This is a genomic window from Mesorhizobium sp. B2-1-1, from assembly GCF_006442975.2.
GTDB lineage: Bacteria > Pseudomonadota > Alphaproteobacteria > Rhizobiales > Rhizobiaceae > Mesorhizobium.
Genome location: NZ_CP083954.1, coordinates 1,784,904 through 1,797,499, shown reverse-complemented (window position 1 = coordinate 1,797,499; position 12,596 = coordinate 1,784,904). Strand labels below are relative to the sequence as shown.

Below are 12,596 nucleotides of genomic sequence, written 5' to 3'. Positions count from 1 at the left end.
TTTTCGTGGGGAAATAGCCTGCTATTTCAGGAGACGGCCCTCGATCGACCAGCGCGCGGCGAGGAAATTCAGCACCGCCGCCACAACCACCCCGCCGATCTTTGCCGGCCACACGCCGACAACACCGGCGAACAGCGCGATCGCGAGGCTGGAGACACCGAGCGAAATCAGCGCGCCGAGCGAGGCGAAGCGAAGAAAGGCATGATGCAGCCGGATGGCCGGATCGCGCTCGAACGACCAGAAGCCGTTGGCCGCGAAGGAGAAGGTGACGGCAATGAACCAGGACGCAACGTTGGCGGGCAGCGGCGGCACGTGCAGCTTGAGCAGCAGAAAGAAGCCGGCAAGGTCGATGGCCGTGTTCACCAGGCCGACAATGGCGAAGCGGATAATCTTGTTGCCGGTCGAACGCCGGGACTGATCGGCACTCATGCCATGCCGTCCATGACGCCGACACGCGCGCGAGCCAGGTTTGCGCCGAAATGATCGGAGGCGAGAACCGCGAATTCGACGTCGCGCACATCTTGCATCGGGTCGCGTGCACGCAACGTCTCGTCGACATGCCCGGGATGGCACATGAAAAGTCCCTTTTCCGGCAGGCTTTCAACGGCGGTTTGCAGGGCGGGCGCGAACTTTTCCGACTGCCGCCAGTCATAGATGCCGGCGAGCGGCGCCCTCACGGTGAAGCCGGCGCGCCGCATGGATCGGTTGAAACCAGTTGCCAGGGCGGCGATCGCCGCAATTTTCGATGCCGCCGCTCCGCTGCCGGCCAGTGCCGGCGCGCCGCGCAGCCACGGTCTGCCGGCATCTCCGGCGAAACGCACCCGCAGCCATTTACGCACGACTGGCAGGAAATGCACATGCTGGTGGCCGTCGATGAAATCGGGCCTGCGCCCGAGCGCCTCGACGAAGCGGCCAAATTGGGCGTCGAGCTCGGCATGGACGTCGCAGGTCTCGATGCCGCCGCGCAGGATCGGCAATGCCAGCGAGCGGAGCGGCGGCAGCCGGCCTTCCGGCGCCAGGCTCGACGGGCCGGTCACGGCCGGCTGGTCCGTCAAGGTCAGATGCAGGCCGACGGCGACCCGGCCGCACAGCGGCTTGATGCGTTCCGCCTCCCCCGGCCATTCCGCGAAACCGGTCATGCAACCGGTGCCCGTTAGCCGCCCGCGATCGAGCAGGTCGAGGATCGCCGCCGAGACGCCGGGCGCCAGGCCGTAATCGTCGGCGATCAGGCGGATGCCGCGCATCATGCCCCGGAAACGCCCGGCGCCGACCTGGCGGGAACATCGCTGCGCACGATATCGCGCACGATGTAGACCGGGCGATCCTTGCTTTCGCTGAGGGTGACCCAGACATATTCACCGATCAGCCCGAGAAGTGTCAGGTTGAGGCCGCCGAGCAGCACCACGGCGACCAGCAGGCTCGGATAGCCTGGAACGGCAATGCCGTAGAACAGCACCTCGAAGAGCACTTTCGCGCCGTAGACCGCGCCGGCAAACGCCGCAAGCAGTCCGCTGAGGCTGATCAGGCGCAGCGGAATCACCGAAAAGGACGTAAACCCCTCTAACGAAAAGGCGATCAGGTTGAGCCGGCTCCATTTCGACTTGCCGCTGGCGCGGTTTTCCGGCGAATAGGATATGGCCTTCTGGCGGAAGCCGGCCCAGGCGAACAGGCCCTTGTTGAAGCGCCTTTTGTCGCGCAGGCTGGTCAATGCGCGCGCCACGGTGCCGCGCATGACGCGAAAATCGCCTGCATTCTCGGGAATATCGAACCGCTGGCTGCTGTTGATCAGACTGTAGAACAGTTTCGCCAACTGGCTGCGCCGCCAGCTTGCCCCGCGCCGGTCGTTCTGCGCGTAGACGACGTCGACGTCCGGATTCTCAGCCAGCTCGACGATCATCTTCAGGCTGGTCTCCAGGGAGTGCTGCAGATCCGCGTCCATGACAAGCACCATGTCGCCCCGCGAGTGGTCGAGGCCGGCGAGCACGGCGACCTCCTTGCCGAAATTGCGGCTGAGGCGCACGATTTCCCAGGATCCCGAAAGTGCCTGCGAAAACCGCCCGGCGCTATCGTCCCGGCTGCCGTCGTCGACCAGGATCTTGTGGACCTGCATGCCGAAGCGGCTCGACACCGCCGCCTCGAGCGCGTCGAGCAATGCCGCGAAAGCCGTCGCCGATTGCGCCTCGTTGAAGAACGGCGCCACGATGTCGAGTCTCGGGCGCATCTCAGCCATGGGCGACAGGCTCCACATTCACCAATTTTTGTCGCGCCTTGGCCCAGAACCACCATATCAGGAAGCAGGCGATGAAAGTGACCGTGATCGGCCGAAACCAGGGATAGAGAAAGTCATGCATGTGGCGCTCGACACCGGTCAAACCTGTCAGGAATAAAGTCATGGACAGCACGCAGGCCAGGACGCCACCTTTTTCTTCGCGCCACAACAGGGCAATGGCAAGGCCGGCGGGTACCGCGATCATCGCATAGGTGTTGGGCTCGACGCGCGGGTTGAAGACGCACATGTAGAAGGCGGCCGCCAGGAAGATCGCGAGTCCGGCCGCTCCTTGTTCGAGCTTGCGGTCGAACCAGAGCACGATCGAGAGCGTCAGCAGGCCGATCACGACGCGCACCGCCGTGGCAGCCGAGTCCGGAACGGGCAGCCCCATCTCGATAAAGGGCGCGGTGAAATCGGTAGGAACAAAATGGCTGGTCTTGTCGACGGCCATCGACGTCAGCATGCGGGCGAAATCGCCATACTGCTCGTTCAGGTAGCCGGCGGGAGCGAAAGCGTAGGGGATGGCGAGCACGAACAGCACCGCGAGCACCAGCACCGGTATCAGCCGCGGGCGCAACGCCCCCACCAACAGCAGCATGATGATCGCGGTTGGCTTGGCCGTTATGGCAAGCGAGGCCCAGAAAAAGGTCTCCGCACGCCGTCCTTCCAGTGCCGACAGGGTCAAGAGCCAGCAGGCGCCGGTCAGCAGGATTGTCGCCTGCCCGTTGCGGATGGCGCCCAGCGTCATCGGCAAAGCGAGGAAGAGGCCGAAGGAAAGCAGCCAGGTCTGCTCCTGTCCGCCCAGCTTGCGCACCTGCCGCGCCGCGGCAAGGGTGAGAACGGCGAAACCGAGGGCATGCCAGACCAGCCCGCCAAGATGCGGTCCCAGATTCAAGAACGGAATATAGAGCGCGGCGAAGGCGGGCGTGTAAAGGTATCCCATCTCGGACTCGAGGTCGTAGAGCGGCCGGCCGGCGAGAAACTCCACACTGCCATATCTGTAGGCGTGCAATACGGTGCGCGCATCGGGCGACCACAGGACCAGGCCAAGCACGACCGCGAATGCCCCGATCCACAGGCCAAGCCCCAGGCGGTCGAAAACCGGTTTGGAAATCCTCACCAAGCACCCCACACCAATCCGGAACAGGCCCGGTCCGGCACTGTCCCAGCGTTCATTGGCGGCGGCATATCACGGACAAAGCGGGGTGGCATAGGGGGATCGAACGGCGTGGCCGCCGATGACATTGAACGATCGCAGCCAACAAACCACCCTCTTTCCGGCCCTCGAAGGTTATAGCAGCTGTGCTCTCGATGAACCGGAATGCAGCTCAACCGCACACCCCCTGCTTTACGGCCGAATGAACACCTTGCCATTGGGCCTGGCCAGTTCCGCCGGCACGCGCGCCATCGCCTCGGCCAGCGGCACCACAGCCGTCACGTCGGTCGTCCAGCGCCCGTCGGAAAAGCGCTTCTGCGCCTCGAGGATCGCAGGACCGCGGCGATCCTTATGCTGCCGCATCCATTCGCTCAGCCAGAAGCCCTCTATGTGCTTGTGCTGGAAAATCAGCTGGCCGGGTTCGCGGATGATCGTGGCCTCGGGATCGAGCCGTCCATAGATGATCCAGCGCGAGCGCTTCGGCATGGCGTTGAAGATGGCCGAGGCCAGTGGCCCGGTCACCGCATCGAGAAAGATGCGCGGCTGTTCGGCCTTTATCACCTCGCGCAGCGAGGCTTCGAAATCGGGCGACTTCTCGTTGAGCACATGGGCGGCGCCGATTTCCTTCAGCAGCGCGATCTGCTCGTCGCGGCGCACGGTGACGATAGGCCGGAATCCTTCCTCACTGGCCAGCCCGATGATCAGCTTGCAGAGCTGGCTGGCGCCGGCGGTCATGATGAAGGCCCTTTCGCCTTCTCGGCTGACGATGTCGAACATGGCGAGCGCGGTAAGCGGATTGACGATCATGGCAGCCCCATCCTCGTCGCGCACGGTGTCGAGGAGCGGAATGCAGGCGGCGGCTTCGGCAACGGCATAGTCGGCCCATGAGCCCCAATTGGAGAGCCCGGTGGCGAAGGCAACGCGCTTGCCGACGAGGCTCTTGGGATAGGACTCGTCGCCGCCGGCAACGATCACGCCGACGCCCTCGAAGCCGGCCGGCCGGCCCTTGACCCGCGGCTGGCCGTACTGGCCCTTGATGAAGGCGACATCGGACGGATTGATCGACGCAAGGCTGACCTTGATCAGCACTTGCGTCGTCCCAGGCGCCGGCACTGCGATACTGCCTGGCTGGAGATAGGGCTCCATCGCCTCCAGCGTGCTGCCGCTCGGCGTCCTGGTGTAGCCGTCGCCGACCAGGAGCAGCGCCTTCATTTCGGACGGGATGCTCATCGGCTGTCTCCCCGCTCGGACCGGGCCATCTCAGACCTTCTCCTGCGTGTATTTCTTCAGCTCCGCCCGCGCCACCTGGCGGCGATGCACGGCATCCGGCCCGTCGGCGAGGCGCAGCGTCCTGAGATGCGTCCACGAGCGCGCCAGCGGCGTGTCCTGGCTGATGCCTTGCGCGCCGAACATCTGCACCGCCTCGTCGGTGACCTTCAGCGCCATGCGTGGCGCGACCACCTTGATCTGGCTGATCCAGGGCGCGGCGGCGCGCGCGTCGCCCTGGTCGATCATCCACGCCGCCTTGAGGCAGAGCAGGCGGGCCATCTCGATCTCCATGCGGCATTCGGCGATGATGTCGAAATTGGCGCCGAGTTTCGCCAATGGCTGGCCGAACGCTTCGCGGCGGACCGAACGCTGGCACAGCAGCTCCAGCGCCATCTCGGCCTGGCCGATGGCCCGCATGCAGTGATGGATGCGGCCGGGGCCGAGGCGGCCTTGCGCGATCTCGAAACCCCTGCCCTCGCCGAGGATCAGGTTCGACGCCGGCACCAGCACATTGTCGAAGCGAAGATGCATGTGGCCGTGCGGCGCGTCGTCGTCGCCGTAGACCTGCATTGGACGCAGCTTGCTGACACCCTTGGTGTCCGCCGGCACGAGGATCATCGAATGCCGCCTGTGCTTCGGCTCTCCATCGGAGGTCTTCACCATGACGATATAGATCGCGCAGCGGGGATCGCCGGCACCAGAGGCCCACCATTTCTCGCCGTTCAGCACATAGCCGTCGCCGCGCCGTTCGCAGCGCATCGAAATGTTGGTGGCATCCGACGAGGCTACGTCCGGCTCGGTCATCAGATAGGCCGAGCGGATCTTTCCGTCGAGAAGCGGCTCCAGCCAGGCCTTCTTGTGCTCCGCCGAGCCGTAGCGCTCCAGCACCTCCATGTTGCCGGTGTCGGGCGCCGAGCAGTTGAAGGTCTCGGCGCCGAGATGCGCCTTGCCCATCTCCTCGGCCAGATAGGCGTATTCGACGGTGGAAAGACCGTAGCCGCGTTCCGAGCCGGTCAGCCAGAAATTCCAAAGGCCGCGCTCTCTTGCGGTCGTCTTCAGCCCTTCGAGGATCTCGGTCTGGCGCCGCGTGTATGTCCAGCGGTCGCCCGCCTTGCCGACTTCGCCGAGGAATTCCTTGTCGAGCGGCATGATCTCGTCGCGCACCATGGCCGCGACGCGCGCATGGATCGGCCTCAGCCGCTCCGTCATGCCGAGATTCATCTCCGTCATCGGTTGCTAACCCTTCATTCAGGCCGGGCATTTTGTCAGTGGCAAGGATGACCGTACTTCGGATAGCCTTGTCAACGCGAACGCTTTCCCCGATCCGCCGATGAAAGGCGCAGGAGTTCGATGAGCTATCTCGACGATCTTTTTTCGGTGGCCGGCAAGACCGCGCTGGTCACGGGCGCGGCGACCGGCATCGGCCGCATGGCGGCGACGGGCCTCGTCAAGGCCGGCGCAACGGTGATGATCGCCTCGCGCAAGGGCGAGGACTGCATCAAGGTCGCCGAGGAATTGAACGGGTTTGGCGCGCCGGGCCGGGCGGAAGGCTTTGCCGGAGACGTTTCCAGCGAGGCCGGCATTGCCGCCTTGGTCGGCGAGGTCAAGACGCGGGCCGAACGGCTGCATATCCTGGTCAACAATGCCGGCGTGTCCTGGGGAGCGCCGCTGGAGAGCTTCCCCTATCATGCCTGGGCCAAGGTGTTCGGCGTCAACGTCACCGCCGTCTTCCACCTGACCCGCGAACTGCTGCCGCTGCTCGAAGCCGCCGCCAGCGACGAGGATCCAGCCCGGGTGATCAATCTGGGCTCCGTGATGGGCACGCAGCCGCTGGCCGACGACGCCTACTCCTACACCGCCTCCAAAGCGGCCGTTCATCACCTGACGCGCACCCTGGCGCTGGAATTCGCCGGCCGCCGCATCACCGTCAACGCCTTTGCCCCTGGGCCCTTCCAGAGCCGGATGACGGCGTTTGCCACCGCCACTGAGGAACAGGCCAGGTATGTCGGCAGCCACGTTCCGATCGGCCGTATCGGCGCCCCGGATGACATTGCCGGCGCAACGCTCTATTTGTGCAGCCGTGCAGGCAGCTATGTCACCGGCGCCATCCTGCCGATTGACGGCGGACAGTCGGTGCAGCATGGGCTGACCCTGTTCAAGGAATGACATGTCCGGCCGGGGAAGCCGGGGATGAAACTGGAGGACATCCGCGTGGAACCGATCAGTCTCGATGTGCTTCTGGCCAGCGTCGGCAAGGAGGTGGGCGTCTCGCCATGGCGGGTGGTCACGCAGCGCATGATCGACCAGTTCGCAGACGCCACCGACGACCACCAGTTCATTCATTGCGATCCGGAGCGGGCCAAGCGCGAGACGCCATTCGGCGGCACCATCGCGCATGGCTTCCTGTCGCTGTCGCTGTTGTCGGCAATGACGTTCGAGACCATGCCGCCGCTGGAAAACGGCAAGATGGGCGTCAACCACGGCTTCGATTCGCTGCGCTTCCTGGCGCCGGTGAAGACCGGCGCGCGCATCCGCACCCGTTTCGTGCTGGCTGACGTCAAGGTCAGGCCCTCAGGTTGGGTGCAGACGGCCCATGACGTGACGATCGAGATCGAGGGCTCGAAGAAACCGGCGCTCACCGCCCGCTGGCTGACGCTGACCCTGATCGAACGCCAGCCAGAGACCGCATGAGCGACCCGAACGCGCTCGACCAGGCAGCGCTTTCGCCCTATCTCGAGGCGCGGATCCCCGGTTTTGCCGGACTTTCCTCCGTCGAAAAATTCAAATCCGGCCAATCCAACCCGACCTATCTGCTGACGGCGGCCAGCGGCCGCTACGTGCTGCGCGCCAAGCCGCCGGGGCAGTTGCTGAAATCGGCACACCAGGTCGACCGTGAATTCAGGGTGATGAGCGCCCTTTCGGGCACCGCCGTGCCGGTGCCGCGGATGCTGCATCTCTCGGCCGAGAACTCGCCGATCGGCCGCATGTTCTACATCATGGATTTCATCGACGGCCGCATCTTCTGGAATCCGGCACTGCCGGAAGCGCGCGACAATGGCGAGCGCGCCGCCATCTACGATGCCATGAACGCCACGCTCGCCGCCCTGCACGGCGTCGATATCGAGGCCGTGGGTCTCGGCGATTTCGGCCGGCCGGGCAACTATTTCGAGCGCCAACTGGCGCGTTGGACCAGTCAGTACCGCGCCTCGGAGACCGGTGCCATTGCCGACATGGACCGGCTGATCGACTGGCTGGAGACGCACAGGCCCGCCGACGACGGCCGTGTCTCGCTGGTGCATGGTGACTATCGGCTGGACAATCTGATATTCGCGCCGGACCGGCCGAAGGTGATGGCGGTGCTCGACTGGGAACTGTCCACATCAGGCCATCCATTTGCCGATATCGCCTACCAGTGCATGCAATGGCGCCTGCCGCATAGCTCGGGCTTTCGCGGCCTGGGCGGTATCGACCGCGCCGCGCTCGGACTGCCTTCGGAAGAGGACTATGTCGCCACCTATTGCCGGCGGCGCGGGCTCACCGGCATCGGCGACTGGACGTTCTTCCTCGCCTTCTCCTTCTTCCGGCTGGCCGCGATCTGCCAGGGCGTCTACAAGCGCGCGCTCGACGGCAATGCCTCGAACCCGGAAAAGGCCAGGACCTATGGCGAGGCGGTGAAACTGCTTTCGCATCTCGCCGCGAAACTGATCGACTGAAACTGATCGACGAGGAGTGATCGATGGGCCGCTTCGACGGAAAGACGGTGTTGATCACGGGTGCCGCGGGCGGGCTTGGCCGCGGCGCCGCCAAAGCTTTTGCCGCCGAGAGCGCGCGGCTGGTCCTCTCCGACCTCGATGAACCAATCTTGAGGAGCTTTGCCGAAACGCTCGATGCCGAGACGGCGGTCCTGGCCGGCAACATCGCCGACGAGGCGCTATCGCGGGCGCTGGTGGCTCTGGCGGTCGAAAGATTCGGCCGGCTGGATGTCGCGGTCAACAATGCCGGCATCCTGCAGAGTTTCGTGCGTTTGCCGCAGGTCGCCTCGGAGGAGGCGCGCCGGGTGATCGAAATCGATCTGCTCGGCGTCTTCTATGCCATGAAGCACCAGATCCCGCAGATGGAGCGGCAGTTCAAGGCGGACGGCAAGGGCGGCGCCATCGTCAACATCGCCTCCGCCGCCGGACTGGGTGGCGCGCCGAAGCTTTCGATCTATGCCGCCGCCAAGCACGGCGTGGTTGGGCTGACCCGGTCGGCGGCAATTGAATACGCCAGCAAGGGCCTGCGCATCAACGCGGTCTGTCCGGCGCACACGAGAACGGCGATGGTCGACAGTTTCGTGCGCGTCTCCGGCGCTCCGGAAGCTGACGCCTTGGCCGAACTGACGCGCGGCGTGCCGATGAGGAGGGTGGCCGAAGTGGATGAGATCACCCCGGTGATCCTGTTCGCCGCCGACCCCGCCAACTCCTTCATGACCGGCCACACATTGGCTGTCGACGGCGGCGTCGGCGCCATCTGACGCCTGCCGCTTGGGAACCAGCGACGCCCTTGTCCGTTTCCGTACAGCGTATATAATTCAGTTGGCCCCCAACCAGCAGAGGCAGGCGATATTGCCGGTGAGCGCCCAGACACGCCGCGAGAAACAAAAGGCCGAACAGCGTTCCGAACTTGTGGAGGCCGCGCACAAGCTCGTGCAGGAGGAAGGCTATGAGGGCCTGACCATCCGCAAGCTGGCCAAGCGCGTCGGCTACGCGCCGATGTCGGTCTATTCCTATTTCGCCGACAAGCAGGACATATTGTTCGCGCTGGCTGAGGATGCGTTCGAGACGCTTGCCCGACGCATCGAGGAGCATCCTGCCGACGATCCGATCGAGGCGCTGCAAGCGGTGATGACGGAATACGCCGCATTCGGGCTTGGCAATCCCAATGAATACCGCACCGTCTTCATGACCGAAAAGACCAAGCTGCCGGCAGGCCGGAGCTACGAGGACATGGAAGAAAGCAACCCGGCGATGAAGGTGCTGATCAGCAGGGTCGAGGCCTGCGTCGCCGCGGGGAAGTTGCAGGGTGATCCGCGCGCCATTGCTACCATGCTGTGGGCGGTCGGCCACGGCACCATCTCGCTGCTGATCACCTTCCCCTTCTACCCCTTCGGTGATCCGCAGGCTTTCGTGAAACGGATGTGCGATTTCACCCTTGCCACGCTCAGCACGCAGAACGTGCCCCCGCTGACCGAGACACCGGTCAACTGCTGAACGATATCTCCTTGCGTATCCACGCTTCATCGACGCTCCGCGTTTAACGTGCCAAGCGGGGCGGATTTTCTTGGTTAACAAAAATTTCCGTACGTGTACGATTCTGGCTTGAACTCCGCGATCGGTGGGCGTATTTGTACGGAATACCGTACACGTACGAGAACAAATTCACCCATCGAACCCGGAGACGGACAATGAAAAAGACCCTCCTCACCCTCGCTGCCGTGCTGGCACTTTCGGGCTCGGCCCTCGCCGCCAACACGACACACCCGGTCAAGCACGTGCCCGCCGCGACCTGCGTCGACACCAAGGCCAATGTGAAGCTCGATTGCGCATCGACCGGCTCGCTCGAGAAAAAGGGCGTCACGGAAACCACCGCTGAAGGCAAGGGCCCGCGCCTCGGCATCAGCATCAATCCCTGGATCGTGCCGAGCGCGTTCTGATAGCGGCAACACACGCCTGGCTGGTGCAGCCGGCCAGATGTGATTCAGGCGATCGTGACCGGCAGTCTGGACGACGAACTCTCGAAGGCCGCGTCGATCAGCCTCTGCATGTCGGCGGCGCGACGGAAGGATGGATCGCCGTTCCTTCCCGTATCGAGCGCTTCGGCGAAACGCAGCGCGTTGCGCTTCACATCCGGCAGCGCCAGTGTCCGCCAACGTTGCTGGTCGATGTCCTCGCCCAGGCAGGCCGACAGGCGCGAAACCTTGCCGTCTGTTTTGACCTTGATGGCGCCCTTGGTGCCATGCATGGCCAGCGACAGGTCGTTGGCGTGGCCGGTCATGTAGCGGCTGGCGACGATCGTCGCGAGCGCCCCGGATTTGAACCGCGCCGTCATTGCGACACTGTCGTTGGCATCAAGCACATAATCGCCGATCCGATCGCCTTCGGCCTTGGGAAACGTCACCAGGTCGGCGTGCAGGGTGGCGATGTCCTGGTCGGCGCCATAGCTCGCGAAATCCAGAATGTGGATACCGACATCGCCGAGCACGCCCGTCGAACCGTGCCGGTTGGACAGGCGCCACAGCCATTTGTCCTCGATGCGCCAGTCGCCCCATGACTTGCTGACCAGCCAGCTCTGTTTGTAGCTCGCCTCGACATGGCGCAATGCGCCGATCTCGCCGGCCTGCACCATGCGTCGCGCTTCCTCGATCGCCGGCGAGTTGCGGTAGGTCAGGTTGACCATGTTGACGACCCCGGCCGCCTCGGCCGCTTCCGTCATTGCAAGCGCGTCGGCATGGTTCGGCGCCAGCGGCTTTTCGCAAAAGACGTGTTTCCCATGGGCAAGCAGCGCCAGCGTCGTGGCCTTGTGCACGCCATCCGGCGTCGCATTGATGGCCGCATCGAACGCACCCCAGCCGATCGCCGCTTCCAGGCTCTCGAAAGACTGGCTGATCTGGTTGGCGGCGGCGAACCTCGCCGCCCGGCCCGGCACCTGGTCGACGCAGGCGACGATTGTGCAGCCTGGAATCCTGGCGAACTCCTCGACGTGATGTCCGGCAATGCCACCGGTGCCGAGCAGAAGGAGGCGGTGCATCTTCAACTCACGCCTAACTAAGGCCCTTGTCGCCGTCGGCATGCAGGCGCAGGCCCTTCTGGACGATCTTCTCCTTGGCCTGGTCTGTCGGCACGTTCGGCGCATTGATGATGCCGGACCATGCGGATGCGGGATTGTGCGCCCAATGCACGGCGTTGCGCAGCACCTGATGCACGCCTTCATTGTGGTAGATCGGGTAGGTCTCGTGGCCGGGCGAGAAATAGAAGATCCGTCCGGCGCCGCGCTGATAGGTCAGCCCCGACCGGAAGACTTCGCCGCCTTCGTACCAGGAGACGAACACCGTCTCCAGCGGCTCCGGCACCGCGAAGGGCTCGCCATACATCTCCGTCTCGCCGATCTCCAGGCACTCGCCGATGCCTTGCGCGATCGGATGGCCGCGGTTGATGGCCCAGACGCGCTCGCGCTCGCCCGCTTCGCGCCATTTCAGCGAACAAGGCGTGCCCATCAGCCGCTTGAAGATCTTCGAATAGTGTCCGGAATGGAGCACGATCAGACCCATGCCTTCCCAGACCCGTTTCTGTACGCGCTCGACGATCTCGTCCTTGACCTCGCCATGGGCGGCATGGCCCCACCAGAGCAGGACATCGGTAGCAGCCAGCCGGCTTTCGCTCAAGCCGTGCTCCGGCTCCTGCAAGGTGGCGGTGGTCGCCTCGATGCCCTTATCCTGGTTGAGCGCGGCTGCGATGGTCTCATGCATGCCCAAGGGATAAAGGCCGCGCACGGCGGCATTGGTCTGCTCATGGACATTCTCGCCCCAGACGACGGCTTTTACCGGCATTTTACGATCTCCCAAAGCGCTTTGAATATCCCACTTGGCGCCGTCTTGGGAAGATGGCTCCTCAACCGAAACTGGGGAAATCAGCGGGGTTTGCGTCCGGGAACGGTCTTGGCTTTACCCGGCCTTGCGGGGGCGCCGGGGATAGCCGTCCCCGTGATCGACACAGGATCGCTGGCCGGGAACGTATCCTCGAGGCCTTCCTCGAGTTCCTCTTCGGCGTCGGCCCCGTGATGCCGCTCATGCTCCAGGGAGCGCACGGCCGAGCTTTTCCCGGGCGACTTCGGCGTGGACTTCGATGGCATCGGCATTCTCCCTCG

15 protein-coding genes are annotated in these 12,596 nt (G+C 64.4%); 6 read left to right on the top strand and 9 right to left on the bottom strand.

Translation table 11 applies throughout. The features are described from left to right. Nucleotides 1–21: 21 nt before the first annotated feature. The 6 genes from FJ972_RS08795 to FJ972_RS08770 all read right to left on the bottom strand — a co-directional run bounded on the left by FJ972_RS08795 (nucleotide 22) and on the right by FJ972_RS08770 (nucleotide 5,924). Nucleotides 22–429 (bottom strand): GtrA family protein, encoded by a 408-nt coding sequence (locus FJ972_RS08795; RefSeq protein WP_140496314.1) that lies wholly within the window; start codon nucleotides 427–429, stop codon nucleotides 22–24. Further along, nucleotides 426–1,247, bottom strand: coding sequence for a ChbG/HpnK family deacetylase (locus FJ972_RS08790; protein WP_140522433.1), 822 nt, complete (start codon nucleotides 1,245–1,247; stop codon nucleotides 426–428). The genes FJ972_RS08795 and FJ972_RS08790 overlap by 4 nt, the downstream gene beginning before the upstream one ends. After that, entirely contained in the window at nucleotides 1,244–2,230 is a 987-nt protein-coding gene (locus tag FJ972_RS08785) for a glycosyltransferase family 2 protein (RefSeq protein WP_140496316.1), read from the bottom strand. The genes FJ972_RS08790 and FJ972_RS08785 overlap by 4 nt, the downstream gene beginning before the upstream one ends. Beyond that, nucleotides 2,223–3,389, bottom strand: a complete 1,167-nt coding sequence (locus tag FJ972_RS08780) for a glycosyltransferase family 87 protein (protein ID WP_140496317.1) — start codon at nucleotides 3,387–3,389, stop codon at nucleotides 2,223–2,225. Before FJ972_RS08780 ends, FJ972_RS08785 begins: the two co-directional genes overlap by 8 nt. 228 nt (nucleotides 3,390–3,617) lie before the next feature. Further along, complete coding sequence (locus FJ972_RS08775) at nucleotides 3,618–4,655, bottom strand: zinc-binding dehydrogenase (RefSeq protein ID WP_140522435.1); 1,038 nt, start codon at nucleotides 4,653–4,655, stop codon at nucleotides 3,618–3,620. 30 nt (nucleotides 4,656–4,685) lie between these two features. Further along, a complete protein-coding gene (locus FJ972_RS08770; RefSeq protein WP_140522436.1) occupies nucleotides 4,686–5,924 on the bottom strand; it encodes an acyl-CoA dehydrogenase family protein in 1,239 nt (412 codons plus the stop codon). A gap of 120 nt (nucleotides 5,925–6,044) precedes the next feature. On the opposite strand from FJ972_RS08770, the gene FJ972_RS08765 reads away from it, so the two are divergent. The 6 genes from FJ972_RS08765 to FJ972_RS08740 all read left to right on the top strand — a co-directional run bounded on the left by FJ972_RS08765 (nucleotide 6,045) and on the right by FJ972_RS08740 (nucleotide 10,386). Further along, the gene (locus FJ972_RS08765) at nucleotides 6,045–6,860 is read left to right on the top strand and encodes an SDR family oxidoreductase (protein ID WP_140496320.1); all 816 of its coding nucleotides are present in this window, start codon (nucleotides 6,045–6,047) and stop codon (nucleotides 6,858–6,860) included. A gap of 24 nt (nucleotides 6,861–6,884) precedes the next feature. Further along, nucleotides 6,885–7,385, top strand: a complete 501-nt coding sequence (locus FJ972_RS08760; protein WP_263483366.1) for a MaoC family dehydratase — start codon at nucleotides 6,885–6,887, stop codon at nucleotides 7,383–7,385. Continuing rightward, complete coding sequence (locus FJ972_RS08755) at nucleotides 7,382–8,407, top strand: phosphotransferase family protein (RefSeq protein WP_140522438.1); 1,026 nt, start codon at nucleotides 7,382–7,384, stop codon at nucleotides 8,405–8,407. The genes FJ972_RS08760 and FJ972_RS08755 overlap by 4 nt, the downstream gene beginning before the upstream one ends. Before the next feature lie 23 nt (nucleotides 8,408–8,430). Continuing rightward, entirely contained in the window at nucleotides 8,431–9,207 is a 777-nt protein-coding gene (locus tag FJ972_RS08750; RefSeq protein WP_140522440.1) for an SDR family NAD(P)-dependent oxidoreductase, read from the top strand. A gap of 91 nt (nucleotides 9,208–9,298) precedes the next feature. Further along, a complete protein-coding gene (locus tag FJ972_RS08745; RefSeq protein ID WP_140522442.1) occupies nucleotides 9,299–9,943 on the top strand; it encodes a TetR/AcrR family transcriptional regulator in 645 nt (214 codons plus the stop codon). A 194-nt stretch (nucleotides 9,944–10,137) separates the two neighbouring features. Beyond that, nucleotides 10,138–10,386: a DUF680 domain-containing protein gene (locus tag FJ972_RS08740; protein WP_140496324.1), complete on the top strand. Its 249-nt coding sequence runs from the start codon at nucleotides 10,138–10,140 to the stop codon at nucleotides 10,384–10,386. 44 nt (nucleotides 10,387–10,430) lie between these two features. Here FJ972_RS08740 and FJ972_RS08735 read toward each other — a convergent pair whose 3' ends face one another. The 3 genes from FJ972_RS08735 to FJ972_RS08725 form a co-directional block, all read right to left on the bottom strand. Beyond that, nucleotides 10,431–11,480 carry a Gfo/Idh/MocA family protein gene (locus tag FJ972_RS08735; protein ID WP_140522444.1) on the bottom strand — a complete coding sequence of 350 codons (1,050 nt, stop codon included), beginning with the start codon at nucleotides 11,478–11,480 and terminating at the stop codon, nucleotides 10,431–10,433. A 13-nt stretch (nucleotides 11,481–11,493) separates the two neighbouring features. Then, nucleotides 11,494–12,279 carry a ThuA domain-containing protein gene (locus FJ972_RS08730; RefSeq protein ID WP_140522446.1) on the bottom strand — a complete coding sequence of 262 codons (786 nt, stop codon included), beginning with the start codon at nucleotides 12,277–12,279 and terminating at the stop codon, nucleotides 11,494–11,496. Between the two features lie 80 nt (nucleotides 12,280–12,359). Then, nucleotides 12,360–12,581 carry a hypothetical protein gene (locus FJ972_RS08725; RefSeq protein ID WP_140496327.1) on the bottom strand — a complete coding sequence of 74 codons (222 nt, stop codon included), beginning with the start codon at nucleotides 12,579–12,581 and terminating at the stop codon, nucleotides 12,360–12,362. Nucleotides 12,582–12,596 lie beyond the last annotated feature (15 nt).

Excerpts from the sequence above, each read along its gene's own strand:
- FJ972_RS08770 (WP_140522436.1), bottom strand. The coding sequence starts at position 5,924 with ATGACGGAGATGAATCTCGGCATGACGGAGCGGCTGAGGCCGATCCAT.
- FJ972_RS08795 (WP_140496314.1), bottom strand. The coding sequence starts at position 429 with ATGAGTGCCGATCAGTCCCGGCGTTCGACCGGCAACAAGATTATCCGC.
- FJ972_RS08750 (WP_140522440.1), top strand. The coding sequence starts at position 8,431 with ATGGGCCGCTTCGACGGAAAGACGGTGTTGATCACGGGTGCCGCGGGC.
- FJ972_RS08775 (WP_140522435.1), bottom strand. The coding sequence starts at position 4,655 with ATGAGCATCCCGTCCGAAATGAAGGCGCTGCTCCTGGTCGGCGACGGC.
- FJ972_RS08740 (WP_140496324.1), top strand. The coding sequence starts at position 10,138 with ATGAAAAAGACCCTCCTCACCCTCGCTGCCGTGCTGGCACTTTCGGGC.
- FJ972_RS08735 (WP_140522444.1), bottom strand. The coding sequence starts at position 11,480 with ATGCACCGCCTCCTTCTGCTCGGCACCGGTGGCATTGCCGGACATCAC.
- FJ972_RS08765 (WP_140496320.1), top strand. The coding sequence starts at position 6,045 with ATGAGCTATCTCGACGATCTTTTTTCGGTGGCCGGCAAGACCGCGCTG.
- FJ972_RS08755 (WP_140522438.1), top strand. The coding sequence starts at position 7,382 with ATGAGCGACCCGAACGCGCTCGACCAGGCAGCGCTTTCGCCCTATCTC.
- FJ972_RS08760 (WP_263483366.1), top strand. The coding sequence starts at position 6,885 with ATGAAACTGGAGGACATCCGCGTGGAACCGATCAGTCTCGATGTGCTT.
- FJ972_RS08790 (WP_140522433.1), bottom strand. The coding sequence starts at position 1,247 with ATGATGCGCGGCATCCGCCTGATCGCCGACGATTACGGCCTGGCGCCC.
- FJ972_RS08785 (WP_140496316.1), bottom strand. The coding sequence starts at position 2,230 with ATGGCTGAGATGCGCCCGAGACTCGACATCGTGGCGCCGTTCTTCAAC.
- FJ972_RS08725 (WP_140496327.1), bottom strand. The coding sequence starts at position 12,581 with ATGCCATCGAAGTCCACGCCGAAGTCGCCCGGGAAAAGCTCGGCCGTG.
- FJ972_RS08730 (WP_140522446.1), bottom strand. The coding sequence starts at position 12,279 with ATGCCGGTAAAAGCCGTCGTCTGGGGCGAGAATGTCCATGAGCAGACC.